Source organism: Cuniculiplasma divulgatum, assembly GCA_031200235.1.
GTDB lineage: Archaea > Thermoplasmatota > Thermoplasmata > Thermoplasmatales > Thermoplasmataceae > UBA509.
The window spans coordinates 275,250-291,396 of the sequence record CP133595.1; the positions used below are offsets into that span (position 1 = coordinate 275,250).

Sequence of the window (16,147 nt, forward strand, 5' to 3'; positions counted from 1 at the left end):
AGCGACCGAATTGCTTAATTATGAATCCAGAGGAAATCAGCAAAATGAATACAGAAGAGTTGACCATGAAACAAGCGTGACCTGGGTTTGGCAATTCGCTAAAAAGTCAGAGCCTATTTTTAATTTGCGAGATGGTTTGAATGGCAGTTTCTAAGAAAGTGATAATAATTGGGGATGGGGCAGCCGGCATTATGGCGGCAAACAAATTGAGATTCCATTCCACTGATAAGGAGCTGGAAATAACGGTTATAGGGAACAATCCACGACATTTCTATAAGCCGGATGGGGTCCTGATACCGTTTGGATACAAGAATTACAGGAAGAGTGTAAAGCCTGTGAATTTCCTCCTGAATTACGGAGTGAATTACCTCAAGGATGAGGTGCTGAGGATCAACGCTGATGAGAACATAATATTCCTGAAATCCGGCAAGAGCCTTATTGGAGACTACATAATAATAGCAACTGGAGACAGGTATTCGCCAGAAGAGATACCTGGCTATGAGGGTGAGGCCAGGCACTTCTTTGACCTTCAGAGAGCCATGGAGTTAAGAGAGTATATAAAAACATTCCAGGGTGGGCAGGTGTTCATAGGCAGTGCAGGGGAAGTTATCCAGTATCCTGAGTCACTTTATGAATTTGCATTCGTTCTTGAATCATATCTGGCAGAGAACAGCTTGAAGGATAAGACGACAATAGTGCTTGCAACACCTTCAAAGGAGCTATCCCCTGACCCAGCAGTTCACAGAGATCTTTCCGGCATGCTGGAAAGCAGAGGAATACAGTTTCATCCAGGTGTTGTCATCAAATCAGTAGACCCGAAAAACAAGGAAGTTGCTGGCAGCGATGGAGCAATGTACAAGTATTCACTGCTCATCCTTGTGCCACCACACAGGGGACAGCAGTTTGCCATAGATTCAGGCATCGCTGATGAGAAGGGGTATGTGGTTGTGGACCCCAAGGATCTTTCTGTGAAGGGTAACAGGACAATTTTTGCAATCGGTGACGCAAATAACCTTAGCCTGAGCAAATCTGCAGTAGCCGCACATGGCCAGGCTTCATTTGTGGCATCGTTGATTATATCAAAGACAGTAGGCGGGCTTAAGGAGGAAAAGATGACCGCAAAGGTTCCAGAGTTCGCATTAACTGGGAACGACACTGCTTTCTCCTTCTATGATGCCCCGGGAAGAGCATCCCGCGGGATCAACGTCAACAGGGGAGACTTCATGCTGAGATGGACATCGGCAGACACATATTTCTCCACAATTCTGAGGGGGATGATTTGAAATGACAGAGAACGAGGAAGAGATGAAAAACACTGAGGAAGAGAACGAAGATGATATAGAGCCCCTGCTGAGAGGGCTCCTTGAAAACAAGCATGCCTTTGAATCGCTTATGAACATGCTGACCAAACTCAACAATTCTGGTTTGATGTCTGTTGTGGAGAATATATCCGCGGACTATCTGCCCAGCGATATAGAGTTCCTGTCTGAGTTCCTGACTTCAAAGGACTTCCTGACATCCTTCGTTAAAACCATGAACGTTGTTACGGCGCTTTCTCATTCCCTGGCAGGCGAAAGGGCATCTGATGCCCTTAAGGCAATCCTCTACAACAGCGACGCCATATGGGAAGGTATGGTTACGGGTGCCAAGAACCCTGAGGCCATTTCTGTTCTAAGGCTATACGCAATGCTCAGGGATCCTGACACTGCCGCAGGCCTGACTGCAGTACTGAATGCCCTTAAGGCCGTAGGAATGGCACTGAGAAAGGTTCCGGACGAATAATTTCAAGCAGAAATTACCCAATAATCAATTTTATATTATTATTCCATATGAACGTCCACTTATGATATCTCCCCTATGCAATGTTGCACTGATTCGCTCCACTAATCTCAGACCCAGTTATAGCCATGTGGATGAAATCAGGGGCAAACAAAAATTGCGCTTCCTGAACCTGCTAATGGAAGGAGGAAAATGGCTGATCGCGGAAAATGTAGGCAAGGGAATTGGGTCGGATGAGCTCCCCAGAATAGAGGAAGAGTTCCGTTCTAAGGGTGCAGACGGTATTTTTATCCGCAATGGTATATTGTATTCACGGCTTCATTCTGCCAACGATGACTTGATGAACAAGATTAATGGTATACCTGGATGCAGGATTGGTCCACTACATATATGGAATATGGATGATGTTTATTTCACCATCGAATATTTTCCGGAACAGGCAGGAATAGTTAGTGATATACTTCTAGATTATCTTTCATGCAATCATTCTCTATCAGTTTCTCTGGAATACATGGGAGATTATTCTGGCCAAATTCCTTTCATGCTTAACCTGTTTCAGTCACTTGGAGGAGATCTTGGTGAGTACTCCATTGTCACCACAGCATGGAACGCAACTTCAAGTGAGTTAGCCGGCGAGACTTCAGGTATTTTCCTGAATCCTGGATTATTCTATCCAAAGGCCATGTCAGATTCTGATACTGGCGAAATGATCTATTACGGGAATGGGAGCGATTTCAGTGGACCGGATTCCGAGATTGTTGACAGAAATCAGATAATCTATCAGATATCCCTAAGGACCAGGTTTTTTAATGATTTTTATGAATCAATGAAGGAGGCAGGAATTTGGCCATTGATTTTTTATGCAGTGTCTAACGGTAGCACCGTGACAAACAACATGATGATCAGGAATGATGAGGTTGAAGGTTTCACATTTGCCCTGAGACGACACTTTGGAAAGAGTGCCAGGAACATTCATGTAAACTCCATTGCATCGGTTGTGCGTGCAGGTGAGTACTTCACGGGATCAAAGGAAGTGCCTTAAAAGCTGTCCACTTTAAGCTGTTCCATAAAAATCTATATATGATGCCAATTTACGGCTTCTATGAATGTCTCGTTCAAATACAACAGTGAGGAGGGATTCATCACAGATACCCCTGGAAAGACCAGGATCGTGCTGAAGAATTCACTTTCAAATCACCAGGAGAACTATGCCCCGACAGAACTTCTCCTTCTGTCAATGGGAGGATGCACATCGGATGATGTACTTTCCATGCTGAAGAAGATGAGGGTAAATTTCACTGAATTCAGGTGTGAAGTAAATGCAGAAAGGCACGAGGAACATCCGCGTACAGTGAAGAATGTTGACATACATTACATATTCTCCGGGGATGTTGATGCTGAAAAGGCCAGAAAGGCCATTGGGCTCTCACTGAATAAATACTGCAGCGTATCAATTCTTGCTAAAAGGGGAGGCGCAAATGTGACGTATTCCCTGACAATAAACGGTGAAACGCTTCATAGCAGATCCAATCCGGGACTGCTGGCCGAAGTGTAATGATTATGGTGTCTTGAGGCCATTTCCAGTCATTATGAGCAACGCATTTTCATTGCCATGAATCTTTCTGGAGGCAGCAAATACTGTTGCTGAACTGTATTCCACATAGATGCCGGAATGCGCCAGATCATTTCTGGCCGATATTATCTCATCCTCAGATACCACCATGCATTTCCCCCCGTAATGTTTCAGTTCCCTGATCATTTCGTCCAGAAGCGGGGGATTCTTGGAAACCAGTGCATCTGCAACGGAGATTGTTACAGCCGATGGATCATATTGAAAACCGTTTATCCTTGAACAGAGAGGGCATACTGCCTCTGTCTGGACTGCCACAATTTCTGGCATACCAGATGTTTCACCCGAATTCATGAGATGCCTGAATCCTGCAATGACTCCAAGCATCAGTGTCCCGGCGGAGACAGGAATAAAAACCCTTTCAGGAATCCTGTATCCCATCTGCTGGAATATTTCATAACTTATCTGGCGCATGCCATCCCTGAATTCCGGGTTGAGCACATGGCTGGAATAGTATCCCTGATGCGACTTTGCCGCGGTTGCCACATCTTCCCTTGTTCCTTTGATGGTATGTATCTCTGCCCCGTAAGCAATTATCTGGCTCATCTTGCTTTTCATTGTGGCCTCTGGCACGAATATGTTTACTTTATAGCCCGCCGATGCTCCGTACGCAGCAATGGATGCACCTGCATTGCCGGACGAATCCTCGTTTATTTCAGAGCCTTTAGGCAGATTCTCCAGAAGGCTTGAGATCAACACTTTACTTCCTCTATCCTTGTAAGAGAATGTTGGCGAGAAATACTCCAGCTTGAGCTTCATTCCCGCGACATCCACAACAGGAGTGACAACCTCACCAAGCGATATCACATGCTTCAGGTAAGGATAATTACCCCTGAAATCACCATCACGATACCTGAAATCAACTCTAGGAATCAGTATGCCGCCGCATGAACATAACGGACTGGAAGTGAAAGAATGCCTTTCTTTGCCACAGATGCTGCAATAAGCTGGTAACATGTTAAAAGAATATGGGGTTGTAAGATATAAAAAAATGGATGTTTAGAGAGAAGCGTAATAAGCTTCGTCGTAAGGTTCCGGCTTGAGACCCTTACGTTCTCTTATCTTGGCAACAACATCCTTCTGAAGTTCTGGAGGAACACGCTGGTAGCCATGGTTTTCTGAGTTCCAGAGCACCTTGCCACCGGTTGCGCTCCTTATGGCTGACGCAAAACCGAACATACCTGCCACAGGCACCTTGGCAACTATGACTATTTCGTCCCCTTCCTGCGTCATCTCATCAACAACGCCCCTTCTCTGCTGAATTTCGTTCGTGACTGACCCCATAACTTCCTGCGGTACACTTATGTAAACTCTCTGGACAGGTTCAAGGAGTATTCTCTTTGCCTGTGTCATTGCTCCATATATTGAGTTCCTGCCTGCAGGAATGACCTGGGCCGGTCCCCTGTGTATGCTGTCCTCGTGAAGTTTTGCGTCCACAAGCCTGGCCTTTATTCCATATACCTTTTCAGAGGCAAGCGGACCCTTAGCCATGACTTCACCGAATGCCTCTATGAGCAGTTCCATTGTTTCATCGAGATACTGGATTCCCTTTGTTACATCCAGCAGAAGATTGTCACCGTCAACTGCAACCAGACCTCTTGATTCTTCCCTCGTAAGACCATTCTTCTCTAGCAGTTCCATAAGGGCCTTCTTATCCTTGAATTTCGCCCCCTGCGGGATAGTACCATCCTTGATGAGATCCACAATTGCCTCTGGGAGTGGTTCCACTTCAAAGTAGAACCTGTTATGCTTATTGGGAGACTTCCCCTCGAAAGGCCCACCTTTGTGATCAACTGTTTCCCTGTACACCACAAGAGGATCGGATGTGGTCACGTCAACCTTGTAGTCATTTCTTATCCTGTATAAGGTGACTTCCAGATGGAGTTCACCCATTCCTGAAATAAGGTGTTCCCCGGTTTCCTGGTTGATATCAACCTGAATTGACGGATCGGCCTTTGAAACACTTCTGAGCACCTCTATCAGTTTTGGAAGATCTGCAGTATGCTTTGCTTCAATTGCCAACGTAACCACAGGCTCGGAATAATGAACCATCGGTTCGAAGGGATCCATGTTTGGAAGGGAGGAAACGGTCGATCCTGCCACTGCAGCCTTAAGGCCTACCACTGCAGCAATATTGCCAGCAGCCATTTCATCCACTGAGATCCTGTCTGGACCCACCATCATTGATAGAAGCTGAACCTTGTATTTGTTGTTGGACATCCCAGATATGTACAGTTCGCTGCCCTTCCTGAGCGTACCACTGAACAATCGGCCCACGGCAATTTCACCTGCATGGGGATCGACAATAATCTTTGTTACCATCATGCTTACAGGTCCTGTGTGGTCACAGACAGACATGGCCTTTCCGATTTCGGAATTTATGTCGCCTTTCCATATCTGCGGAATCCTGTATTTCTGCGCAACCAGCGGATTAGGCAGGTGCTTTATAACCATATCAAGAATAATCTCGTGAAGCTGCACTTTCTTTGCAAGTTCTTTCTGTTTCCCGTCACGGACCATTTCGGCAATGTCCTTGAAAGACATCTTGTATTTCGCCATGGCTGGAACTGAGATGGCCCAGTTGTTATAAGCGGAACCAAATGCGACTCTACCGTCCTGAACGTTAACCTGCCAGGATTGTTTGAACTCTTCTGGCCCATATTTTGCCAGGAGTTTGTTGACATCCGTGATGATCTTGAGGAAACGTTTTTGCATCTCGTCCCCGTTCAGTTTCAGCTCATTTATGAGTCGATCAACTTTGTTAATGAACAGGACTGGCTTTACTTTCTCCTTCAGGGCCTGCCTAATCACGGTTTCAGTCTGTGGCATTACGCCCTCAACAGAATCCACAACTATGATAGCGCCATCAACAGCTCTCATGGCCCTGGTCACATCCCCCCCAAAGTCAACGTGTCCGGGTGTGTCAATAAGGTTAATGAGGTACTCCTCAGAGCCATAGGTATGAACCATTGAAGCTGTTGCAGCATTTATGGTGATTCCTCTGGCCTGCTCCTGCTCATCATAGTCCAGCATCAGCTGTTTCCCTGCCAGATCCTCGCTCATCATGCCGGCTCCAGCAATCAGGTTATCGCTGAGTGTTGTCTTGCCATGATCAATATGGGCAGCAATACCCATATTCCTGATTCTTTCCGGTCTTTCGATTAATTTCATTGCCTTTGCAATGTTGTCTTCCTTTCGTCCCATATTTCACCAACTTTGCTAAATGATATTTCGGTAATAAGAAAGCATTATTTAACGGTTTTAAAAAGAGTTTAGTTACGATTTTATCTGAATTTCGATCTGAACCCCATCCGGGATAGGAATTCTCATGAGCTGTCTCAGGGTTCTCTCATCAGCGTCCACGTCTATGAGACGCTTGTGAATCCTCATCTCCCATCTGTCCCATGTTGGAGAGCCTTCTCCGTCAGGACTTTTCCTGACAGGAACTACAAGCCTCTTTGTGGGAAGGGGGACTGGCCCATGAACCTCGACTCCTGTCCTGGTGGCTATTCCCTTGATCTCATTGCAGACAACATCAACAATCTTGTGCTCAGTTCCACTAAGGGAAATTCTAGCCTTATAGGATGCCATGGAGTTCACCTTACTTTACTTCAACCTCAATGCACTGCCCTGCAGCCACAGTTTGCCCCATGTCCCTTATGGCAAATCTTCCAAGCTGCGGGATGTCTGAGACTTTTTCTATTACGAAGGGACGATCCGGAACAATTTTAACGATTGCTATGTCCCCGGTTTTTATGAAGTCAGGGTGATCCTTAAGCGTTGTTCCATCCTTTGGATTCAGTGTCTTCACTATCTCGTCAAATCTGCATGCTATCTGTGTGGTGTGAACATGGAACACAGGCTTGTATCCATTTGCAATAACACTTGGATGGTTAAGCACGACGACCTGGGCAGTGAAACCTTTCACCACTGTTGGCGGGGAGCTCACTGGACCGCATACGTCGCCCCTCTTGATGTCATTCTTTGCAATGCCCCTTACGTTGAATCCAATGTTGTCTCCAGGTTCGGCCTGTTGCATTGTTTCATGGTGCATTTCAATTGACTTGACTTCTCCCTGCTTGTCTGCGGGTTCGAATATGACCTTGTCTCCAATCTTAACTATTCCGGTTTCAACCCTGCCAACAGGAACCGTGCCGATACCGGTGATTGAATAAACATCCTGTATGGGGAGCCTGAGTGGCTTGTTTGTGGGTTTTTCCGGGGGCTTCAGCGCATCCAGTGCTTCCAGGAGCGTTGGGCCGTTGTACCATTTAAGATTTTCTGATTTCTTGACGATGTTGTCGCCCTTGTATCCGCTGATCGGGATGATCGGAACATTCTTGTAACCTATGGAACCAAGAAGTTTTTCAACCTCCTTCTTAACTTCTTCATATCTCTGCTGATTGTAAGGAGGCTGCACTGCATCCATCTTGTTTATGAGAATGATAAGCTGCTGAACACCAAGTGTTCTGGCAAGGAAAGCGTGCTCCCTGGTCTGAGCCATTACGCCCTCGCCCTCTCTTGCTGATACTACCAGCATGGCTGCATCAGCCTGGCTGGTTCCAGTTATCATGTTTTTTACGAAGTCTCTGTGTCCAGGAGCATCAATGAGCGTGAAATAGTACTTGTCAGTCTCGAATTTCCTGTGGGAAAGATCTATTGTGACCCCTCTCTCCCTCTCTTCCTTGTACCTGTCCATGACCCATGCAAACTCAAATGTTGCCTTGCCCTTCTCTTCGGCCTGCTTTCTGTATTCCTCAATAATATGAGACGGAATCTCCCCATGCTCAAAGAGAAGCCTGCCTACAAGCGTTGACTTTCCATGATCTACGTGTCCGATGGTTACCAAGTTTATGTGTGGTTTCTGCGTTGCCATTTATTTTCACCTAATCTTCTATCAGATTCTATCCGCGCATATAAGGACTCATATCTAGTGTGTCCTTAAAGACTTAACCGGAATAGTCAGGACAATATATAGACTTTTTCAAAACCGTTTATATGCTTTTGTGGATAGTCCAGATATGATTTTATTATTCTTTGTAATGTTTTCCTGTGACCTTATCTAATGTGTATGTTATCCCGCACGGGGACGAGCTTATAGATGTTCCAGACCAGGATTCCAGGAAGATGCAGGATATGATCAGGAGCCTGTCAAGAAGTGATGGCTCTGAAACCGTTGTTATTCTCAGCCCCCATGGCATAAGGATCTCGGATTCTGTTGGGGTTGTTACAACTGAGTACTCCAAAGGTGATCAGGTATTCGGAAGAAAAAGAGTTCGAAGAAGGTTCAGGAATGATATTTCTCTGGCCACTGAGATAGCCGGATCCATACCGGGATTTACCAGGTCAGTATCATTCATCACTTCTTCCGGCCCTAAATCAGAATTTCCACTTGACTTTGGGACGTTGATACCGTTATCGTTCTTCAAGCCCGAGAGGGTTGTGCTCATAGGACAGCCAAGGGTGCGGGACAGGGAGAAGCTTATGAGATTCGGCAAGGCCATTTATTCAGCGGTATCAGACCGCGATTATGGTGTATCAGTAATTTTCAGTGCGGATCAGGCTCACACGCATGCACGTGACGGACCGTATGGATTTTCGGAAAGTGCAGCAGAATACGAGAGCATTGTTGTCAGTGCAATAAAGTCAAACGATTTCTCAAGCCTGTCAAAAATTACCGATAAGATGATAGATGAAGCAAAACCAGACAGCTTCTGGAATATGATGATACTGAAAGGTTTCATTGAAGCCAGCAGGATCTCACTTGTATACGACTTCAGCTATGTTGAACATTATTTCGGGATGCTGCTTGCCCATTCCGCCTGAAATTCATGAGGAATAAATTTATACTTTTCGTGGATTACTATCATATGACGACGGATCATAAGATCATAGCCATACTTGTCATATGCGCCCTGGTAACCGCCATTTTCGGCTACGCTGTTGTGTCAAATCCATTCTGATAGCCATATCATCTTAATTTTTATGGTAGAGCATATTCTTCCGGACTAAATATATAAGATCAAATCATTCTGCTCCATGAACTTCTCAGATGAGCTGAAAACACTGAAGAAACAGGTGCAGTCGGAGGAAGAAATTAACGTTGATACATCCGGCGTTGATAAAATAATAATATCCGGCATGGGTGGATCTGGAATTGTTGGAAATATCTTTTCGGAACTATATGACAGAAAACCCGTAACGGTTGTTTCAGATTATGGTATCCCATCCTTTGCGGATGAAAAGACTCTTTTCATTGCAATCAGCTACTCAGGCAACACGGAGGAAACCCTTTCCACACTTAAAATGGCCCGGGAGAAGGGATGCAAAGTCGTGGCGATAACCTCAGGCGGTAAGATAGGGGCCAGCGTTGATAATAAGGTTCTGATCCCGGGCGGTATTCAGCCAAGATCTGCGCTGGGGTACATGTTGATGCCACTTTTGAATACCTTTCTTAAGCCATCAAGCCAGGAAAGGGATGCAGCCGCTGCAATGATAGGCGCCATTGATGAGGACAACAGCGACATGGAATCTCTGGCCCGTGAAATATGGTCCGGCAAACTTATTCCTGTAATACTGGGCTTTTCTCCATTCAAGTGGGTAGCATACCGCTGGAAGACACAGTTCAATGAAAACTCCAAAATACTTGCCTTCAGCAATTATTTTCCAGAGTTGAATCACAACGAGACAATGCCATACCGCGGCACATACAGAAAAGATGAGTTCAAATTCATCGTTATTGGGCACCCGGAAAATATGAGAATAGAGGAGAGAATCAAATGGACATCGTCTCTCACTTCCACTCCTTTCCACAGGGTGGATGTCAGGGGCAAATATCTGCTTGACACGCTGTTTGGCTTGATACACAAGGGAGATTACCTCACATATCACCTAGCAAAACTTTTGAATGTTGATCCAACAGACGTATCACTGATTGAGGAGCTGAAGAAGAAGTTGAGCCGTTAATCCACCACCCGGGAGCCGCCAGGTGGAAGTATCCCCTCTATTTCTTCTTTCTCGATGCCGAGCCTCTTTGCAATCTCTCCGGCAACCTGCTGCCTCTTCATGTCTCCCGGTACGATGTGCACATTCCTGTCACCATTTTTGCCTTCTGGAAAAGTAGGATGGATCATGGGTATCATTGTTCCACGTGATTCATACATTGATATGTAAAGGTCCATTGGCAGATCGAAGTAATAATTCCTCTTCCCTCTGACAATCCATGATCCTGTTGTGACAAACTCTCCTGATTCTGGCGTTTTACTTACCTGGGATGGCAATACCCAGTAAGCGGTGCCTGATGAAAGGCCAGCAGACCATGCCCTAGAGAACGCTACAGAGAAGTTGCAAGCTTCGCGAAGTGTGCTATCACCTGGCTGGTTCTCCCCCTCTACCTTGATAACCGTACTGGGTGCCCCGTATACCTCAGCGTGCACGTATATGTCGTGGTCCTTCAGGTGCCTCTTGACTATTTTTTCATTGCTCTTTGCATCCCTTCCGGCAATGACCAGAAAACCCTCCGACGAAACAAACCAGTGGTAAGTTTCAAACCATTCCCGTCTCCTTGCCTTCTTCACAGGCTGGGCCTGTTTCATAACCGCCCTGTCTGTATCCTCTATGGCCTTCATGGCGCCCTCAATTTTGCTCTTAAATTCCTTTGATCTGGCAAAATAGTCGCTGGCATTCTGTCCTGCTGTTCTGTCAAGGTTGAGCTCGAACTCCTGGCCTGAGGCTTCCAAGGTCACAATTCGCTTGGCGGGATCGAATGACTTCACCCTGAATCCTGAATAGATCTGTCCCTTATCGATCTTTCCGGAAGATGAGAACGACCGTGACATCTGGCGTATGATTCCGTCTATCCTGGAAACATCTGCCATTATGGCTTTCCCCGCCTCTGTGTATCTGGATCTCTTGATTTTGAATTCCTCGATGCTTTTCTTCATTGATTCCAGGCGCCTGGAAAGATGATCCTCATCGCTCTCCTTGGGGAAGTGGTTCTTAATGAAATCCACCATGCCATCGTTCAGATCGCTGTAGATTGTTGTTGGCAGTATCTGCAGATGTTTCATTTCAATGGGTGAAAGCAGATTCTGCTTCTCAAAAAAATACCCTTTTCCCAGTTCCGCCTCCGCAAGGATGGATGAAAATTCATCCCGGATCCTTTTGGATTCACCGGAAATTTCTCTGGACGGAAGGACCTTATCAATGTTGATCCGGTAGAGCAATTCTTCAGCGATGTCACCACCCAGGTTCATTCTGGTTGCCAGGGTTTGCACCGCAGAAGCCTTGCTGCTTTCCAGAACGGAGCGTATTTCAGTTTCCCCCATATGAAGTGGATCCACAAGTGATGGAGGGACGTATTTTTCTCCCCTCAGGATTTTTCGGTTTTTCCATTCTCTCTGCTCAGTTGCAAATTCAATCTTCCCCTCATTCGTCACAATGAGGTTCCCGTCCCTGAACATTTCAAGGATAATTTCCTGGCCTGTATGGAGAGTGAGCTTCACAACCCGGTCAAAATTGATCTGCTCTACCTTGATTATGCGCCTCTCTGAAAGAATTTTTCTGAGGAGCATTGAAAGTGGTGTGGCTTCATCAGGCCTCTCTCCATCGTAGAATATTATGCCTTTGGACAGGGATATCATGAGGTAATTTTTTCCAGTTTCCGACCCGTAGAGCTGAAGTACGAAATCACTGGTGCCGGACTGGTATACCTTTTTAATGAATGACCCCTCAATTCTGAAGGAATATCTTTTCAAGAAAGCATAGAAGTCCAGTGAAGATGGCTTTGGATTCATTTAATCCGGATTGCATTATTGGTAATATATGATTCCAGGAGTAACACTGTCATTGTTTCTAAACTTCAGCAGGACAAATGTTTGCGGATAGTACCTGTCACAGGAGGTTGATGGCACATGATATTGTTATACCCAACACATGAGCATAACTCATTTAGAGTGTTGATCAGGTGGAAAATTCAGACGGACCTCTGCTGCGTGCATTCATACAGTCAAGTATTTAAGCACTGTTGAAATCAAAAAATGAGGAAACTATGGATTTCAATGGAACATTTGAGCTGAACACGTCCATGGACAACATATACCGCTTTGTCATGGACCCTGAAAAACTGGCCTCCTGCATTCCAGGACTGAAGAAGATGGAAAAGATTTCATATACTGAGTTCACTGTGCTGGTTAAGGTCGGTATAGCTTTCATAAAGGAGGATTTCAACATAAAATTCACTGTGCTGGAAAGCGAGCCTCCTTCACACGCTAAGCTGGCAGGCGTGGGTGCCGGCAAAAGCGGCACTGTGGACATAACGGCAGATATGCATCTTACCGAGAATAATGGAAAAAGCACTATGTTGTGGACTGCTCAGGCAAACGTAGGTGGAAAGATCGGATCCATGGGACAGCGGCTTATTACTGGACAGGCTGAAAAGATCATCAACCAGATGTTCAAAGGGATAAAGGAAGCACTTGAACCGAACTGATGCTGACGGAGGCTCGGACAAAAATCTCAACACAGCAGTTCAGCAGGGAAATAGTAATTTTTTTATTTTTTTCTCCCAGCCTGTTGAAGACCATGTGAAGAAGAAGATTTCGACGGAGCTCCTGCCCTATGGAAGAACCGAATTCCCGGAGTTCACTCCACTGTGGAATCCCGGTAATGCACCGGATTTGAGGCAGAGCAATGAATCATCCAGACTGGTGGCCATAGCCGACAGACAAATCTCCCCTGACTTGATTCAGATGCAGACAGAAAAGCAAACATTCCACCGTGTTGTGCTGATAAACCCTGAATTCAGGAGTGATGTTGGCAGGAAACTCCACCTTTTGGAGATTCCAGTGCTGATTATATCATCAGCAGAGCTGAACTGGGCACTGAGATCTCAGGCAATATCATATCACGATCTCATATCCGGATCTGAAATGGTAAACGTAAGGTCCTCTGCAATCAATCCCCTGCTGGAACTTAAGTCCCAAGTTTTTAATGCCATTATCAAATTCGAGAAAAATGCCTTCTAAGAACGTTTTCACTGAAATCCAGGTAAGATACGGAGACCTTGACCCTCTTGGCCACGTAAACAATGCTGCTTATCTATCATATCTGGAGATGGGCAGGATGAAATTTCTGAGGGAGAATCTTCCGGAGTATGACCCTATGATGCCCAACATCGTACTGGCACGAATTGAGATTGATTTCAAGAAGTCCATTATGCTGGACGATGCCATTACTCTTGAAACATCAATCGAATCCATGGGGAGGACCAGTGTCAGATTCCTGCAGAGGATAGTTGCCGAGTCCAGTGAAGAAACATATTCCGTCGCAAAAGTTACAGCTGTATTCATTGACAGAAACAGAAGGCCTGTTCCAGTTCCAGAGGCCATCAGAAATACCTATTCAGACGGGAGTGGAAATATAGGCAATCCATCCCATTGAAGCGGGAAGAAACACGTCCATCAGATAAAGGCTCATGTGAATGGAGATATCGATGTATATGTTCTTCCTCAAATAGTAGATAGCCCCATATATGCAGGCCATTGCTATATTATCTATAATGAAGAGTTCCAGATAAAATCCAGGGTATCCCGTTGGAGAGAATACCAGATAATTGCTGTATGCCACTGAATATAACAGCGACTGAAGGACTACTGCTCTTCCTTCGCCGATGTACCTCTTCAGGAATACAACAATAATAAATCTGAAATTGAATTCTTCCAGAAAAGCCGGAAAGTATGCTGTCTCCACAACGAAAAGCGGTCCGTTTCTGGAAACTGAATAAAGGTACAGCCAAATGAAAAAAACTGATGCGAATATAACCAGATCTCTTGACATGAGCATTTTCCTGACTGCTGACCTCACATCCCTAAGATAGAGGCACAGGAGCACGAAAATCAGTGGAGAAAGACCCATATACAGGTAAAATACCAGGGGCCCCTTTGAAAGAAAGAAAAACAGTGCGATGATGATAAACTCGCCCACCGTGAATACCGTAAGTTCAGACCATTTCCTGCCGTCCATCTCTGTAGCCGCCCAATAGGTTTTTTCATCAGATTTCCAGTTAACGTGGTTGATGCGCTTCGTTGATCCTTATGAATATCGCATTCCCTCATTACCTAAAAATGTCACTTAGAATTTTCACAATTCGAATCGATGATTATGGTATCCCCATGGTGCGTTCTGAAGAATAAATCTGCATATGCAGGATTCACCAGCATCCTGCCTAAAGATGAACTATGCTTACCAGGCAAATTGCAATCAGCAGCAGCATAAGATAATAGTTTGAGAAATGAAACGCTTTCCTGAACTCCGGAAGTGAGTAATTATGAACCATCGGCCGAATCACATAGTATAGAATCATTCCACCCATTACTGCAGCAAGTACAAAGTAAAGTATGCCAACGTGAATTTGCCTGACCCATACTGGAATCAAAGAATACGCCACCAGAATTATTGAATTAATCAGAATCCATCTGCTCCCCTTCTTGACTCCCACCATAGCAGGCAGCATGGGAATGCCCGCCTGCCTGTAGTCCTCAGAGTTATTGGTGGCGAGGGCCCAGAAATGAGTGGGCGTCCATAGGAAAACCAGGAATGCAATAAACAGCGCTGTTGCTGAAACATCATTGGATACTGCTGCCCATCCGGCAAGGGCGGGGAAACTCCCTGCAATGCCTCCTATCACAATATTCCAGGTTGTCCTTCTTTTCAATACAATTGTATACAGTAGGACATAGCTGAGGAATCCCAGGAATATGAAAACAGACGTAAGAGGGTTTATAACCAGTGTGGCAACAGCAAGAGCAACGATCAGCATAACTGAACCATAGACGAACGTTGATGTGTATGTCCGGGAATTAACAATGTTCTCGCGGTACCTGGTTCTCTTCATCTCCCTATCTATATCCATATCATAAAGATTGTTGAACACAGCAGCCGACATTGAGGCAAGGCTGCCGGCTATCAGAAGAGGTATTATCATTATATAATGCGATGAGAATGCCAGGTCTGAGAAGAATGCTGCAACCGCAACGAGGTCAACAAGAAATGTGATCTCCATCTTCGTGATTTTAAAGAACTCCCTAAAGTTCAAAAGACTCCTCACCACATCCTATATTCACGGTAATACCTTCCTGGATTAAGTCGTTTTCTAAATTCATCGCAAGAAATAAAAAAAATTATGATGATGCCCCATTTATAATTATCAATCCGTACATTGAAGTCGGATGCACAGTGCACCAGTAGGTATATATTCCTGGCTTCTCAAAGGGATATGTTTTTGAAACAAAATGCCCAACATTCTGCGTAAGCTCAGAGATTGTTACAATGGTGTAAGAATTTGAACTCTCGTACTTTGTTGGGTTCTGATATATACCTGTGGTTATGCTGGAATACAAAGATGATGTATTGGCCCCGTCGTAAGCTATTGTGAACGTATGTGGCGCTCCGTCTGCCTCCGTGAGATTAATGTAAACCAGAGTACTCTCATTGAAATAGAATATCTGGTTTATCAAATTGGTTGCAGATGGATCATAGCTTGTTGCGGCAGGTCCCTGCTTTAGTTCCCAGCCGCCAGCATCTGCCCACATGGTTATATTCCCCACATGTTTTGTAACAGCATTTGTTGGGGGAATAAGGTTGGATGATGATCCAGAGGTCAATATATATCCAAAAGCCATGGAAATAACCAGCACAACTATTATTGTAAATGCAACTCCTCCGTTTCTCGCAGTCAAC

The 16,147-nt window shown here is 45.2% G+C and carries 17 protein-coding genes; 9 read left to right on the top strand and 8 right to left on the bottom strand.

Going from position 1 to position 16,147, the window contains the following annotated elements:
- Positions 1-140: 140 nt before the first annotated feature.
- From RE469_01460 to RE469_01475, 4 genes are all read left to right on the top strand, one after another.
- A complete protein-coding gene (locus tag RE469_01460) occupies positions 141-1,283 on the top strand; it encodes an FAD/NAD(P)-binding oxidoreductase (protein WMT44881.1) in 1,143 nt (380 codons plus the stop codon).
- A gap of 1 nt (position 1,284) precedes the next feature.
- Positions 1,285-1,782, top strand: a complete 498-nt coding sequence (locus RE469_01465) for a DUF1641 domain-containing protein (GenBank protein WMT44882.1) — start codon at positions 1,285-1,287, stop codon at positions 1,780-1,782.
- A gap of 127 nt (positions 1,783-1,909) precedes the next feature.
- Positions 1,910-2,821 carry a hypothetical protein gene (locus RE469_01470; GenBank protein WMT44883.1) on the top strand — a complete coding sequence of 304 codons (912 nt, stop codon included), beginning with the start codon at positions 1,910-1,912 and terminating at the stop codon, positions 2,819-2,821.
- Positions 2,822-2,881: 60 nt separating this feature from the next.
- On the top strand, positions 2,882-3,334 hold the full coding sequence (locus RE469_01475) for an OsmC family protein (protein WMT44884.1): 453 nt from the start codon (positions 2,882-2,884) through the stop codon (positions 3,332-3,334).
- Positions 3,335-3,337: 3 nt separating this feature from the next.
- On the opposite strand, the gene RE469_01480 is transcribed toward RE469_01475, so the two are convergent.
- From RE469_01480 to tuf, 4 genes are all read right to left on the bottom strand, one after another.
- Entirely contained in the window at positions 3,338-4,366 is a 1,029-nt protein-coding gene (locus RE469_01480; protein ID WMT44885.1) for a pyridoxal-phosphate dependent enzyme, read from the bottom strand.
- Positions 4,367-4,408: 42 nt separating this feature from the next.
- Positions 4,409-6,613, bottom strand: coding sequence for an elongation factor EF-2 (locus RE469_01485; GenBank protein WMT44886.1), 2,205 nt, complete (start codon positions 6,611-6,613; stop codon positions 4,409-4,411).
- A 72-nt stretch (positions 6,614-6,685) separates the two neighbouring features.
- Positions 6,686-7,000, bottom strand: coding sequence for a 30S ribosomal protein S10 (gene rpsJ, locus RE469_01490; protein WMT44887.1), 315 nt, complete (start codon positions 6,998-7,000; stop codon positions 6,686-6,688).
- Between the two features lie 10 nt (positions 7,001-7,010).
- Positions 7,011-8,285 (bottom strand): translation elongation factor EF-1 subunit alpha, encoded by a 1,275-nt coding sequence (gene tuf, locus RE469_01495; GenBank protein ID WMT44888.1) that lies wholly within the window; start codon positions 8,283-8,285, stop codon positions 7,011-7,013.
- A gap of 176 nt (positions 8,286-8,461) precedes the next feature.
- On the opposite strand from tuf, the gene RE469_01500 reads away from it, so the two are divergent.
- The gene (locus RE469_01500) at positions 8,462-9,235 is read left to right on the top strand and encodes a hypothetical protein (GenBank protein WMT44889.1); all 774 of its coding nucleotides are present in this window, start codon (positions 8,462-8,464) and stop codon (positions 9,233-9,235) included.
- A gap of 213 nt (positions 9,236-9,448) precedes the next feature.
- On the top strand, positions 9,449-10,375 hold the full coding sequence (locus RE469_01505) for a bifunctional phosphoglucose/phosphomannose isomerase (GenBank protein WMT44890.1): 927 nt from the start codon (positions 9,449-9,451) through the stop codon (positions 10,373-10,375).
- Here RE469_01505 and rqcH read toward each other — a convergent pair.
- Positions 10,372-12,204 (bottom strand): ribosome rescue protein RqcH, encoded by a 1,833-nt coding sequence (rqcH, locus tag RE469_01510; GenBank protein WMT44891.1) that lies wholly within the window; start codon positions 12,202-12,204, stop codon positions 10,372-10,374. The genes RE469_01505 and rqcH overlap by 4 nt on opposite strands.
- A 230-nt stretch (positions 12,205-12,434) precedes the next feature.
- Between rqcH and RE469_01515 the strand changes: the two genes are divergently transcribed.
- From RE469_01515 to RE469_01525, 3 genes are all read left to right on the top strand, one after another.
- The gene (locus RE469_01515; GenBank protein WMT44892.1) at positions 12,435-12,899 is read left to right on the top strand and encodes a carbon monoxide dehydrogenase subunit G; all 465 of its coding nucleotides are present in this window, start codon (positions 12,435-12,437) and stop codon (positions 12,897-12,899) included.
- Positions 12,900-12,993: 94 nt separating this feature from the next.
- On the top strand, positions 12,994-13,434 hold the full coding sequence (locus RE469_01520; GenBank protein ID WMT44893.1) for a hypothetical protein: 441 nt from the start codon (positions 12,994-12,996) through the stop codon (positions 13,432-13,434).
- Entirely contained in the window at positions 13,424-13,849 is a 426-nt protein-coding gene (locus RE469_01525; protein ID WMT44894.1) for a thioesterase family protein, read from the top strand. The genes RE469_01520 and RE469_01525 overlap by 11 nt, the downstream gene beginning before the upstream one ends.
- On the opposite strand, the gene RE469_01530 is transcribed toward RE469_01525, so the two are convergent.
- From RE469_01530 to RE469_01540, 3 genes are all read right to left on the bottom strand, one after another.
- Positions 13,811-14,431, bottom strand: a complete 621-nt coding sequence (locus RE469_01530; protein ID WMT44895.1) for a CPBP family glutamic-type intramembrane protease — start codon at positions 14,429-14,431, stop codon at positions 13,811-13,813. The genes RE469_01525 and RE469_01530 overlap by 39 nt on opposite strands.
- Positions 14,432-14,633: 202 nt before the next feature.
- Positions 14,634-15,503 carry a heme o synthase gene (gene cyoE / locus RE469_01535; GenBank protein ID WMT44896.1) on the bottom strand — a complete coding sequence of 290 codons (870 nt, stop codon included), beginning with the start codon at positions 15,501-15,503 and terminating at the stop codon, positions 14,634-14,636.
- Positions 15,504-15,588: 85 nt separating this feature from the next.
- Positions 15,589-16,146 carry a hypothetical protein gene (locus tag RE469_01540; GenBank protein ID WMT44897.1) on the bottom strand — a complete coding sequence of 186 codons (558 nt, stop codon included), beginning with the start codon at positions 16,144-16,146 and terminating at the stop codon, positions 15,589-15,591.
- Position 16,147 lies beyond the last annotated feature (1 nt).

Excerpts from the sequence above, each read along its gene's own strand:
- RE469_01460 (WMT44881.1), top strand. The coding sequence starts at position 141 with ATGGCAGTTTCTAAGAAAGTGATAATAATTGGGGATGGGGCAGCCGGC.
- RE469_01465 (WMT44882.1), top strand. The coding sequence starts at position 1,285 with ATGACAGAGAACGAGGAAGAGATGAAAAACACTGAGGAAGAGAACGAA.
- RE469_01475 (WMT44884.1), top strand. The coding sequence starts at position 2,882 with ATGAATGTCTCGTTCAAATACAACAGTGAGGAGGGATTCATCACAGAT.
- RE469_01480 (WMT44885.1), bottom strand. The coding sequence starts at position 4,366 with ATGTTACCAGCTTATTGCAGCATCTGTGGCAAAGAAAGGCATTCTTTC.
- RE469_01485 (WMT44886.1), bottom strand. The coding sequence starts at position 6,613 with ATGGGACGAAAGGAAGACAACATTGCAAAGGCAATGAAATTAATCGAA.
- rpsJ (WMT44887.1), bottom strand. The coding sequence starts at position 7,000 with ATGGCATCCTATAAGGCTAGAATTTCCCTTAGTGGAACTGAGCACAAG.
- tuf (WMT44888.1), bottom strand. The coding sequence starts at position 8,285 with ATGGCAACGCAGAAACCACACATAAACTTGGTAACCATCGGACACGTA.
- RE469_01505 (WMT44890.1), top strand. The coding sequence starts at position 9,449 with ATGAACTTCTCAGATGAGCTGAAAACACTGAAGAAACAGGTGCAGTCG.
- rqcH (WMT44891.1), bottom strand. The coding sequence starts at position 12,204 with ATGAATCCAAAGCCATCTTCACTGGACTTCTATGCTTTCTTGAAAAGA.
- RE469_01525 (WMT44894.1), top strand. The coding sequence starts at position 13,424 with ATGCCTTCTAAGAACGTTTTCACTGAAATCCAGGTAAGATACGGAGAC.
- RE469_01530 (WMT44895.1), bottom strand. The coding sequence starts at position 14,431 with ATGGACGGCAGGAAATGGTCTGAACTTACGGTATTCACGGTGGGCGAG.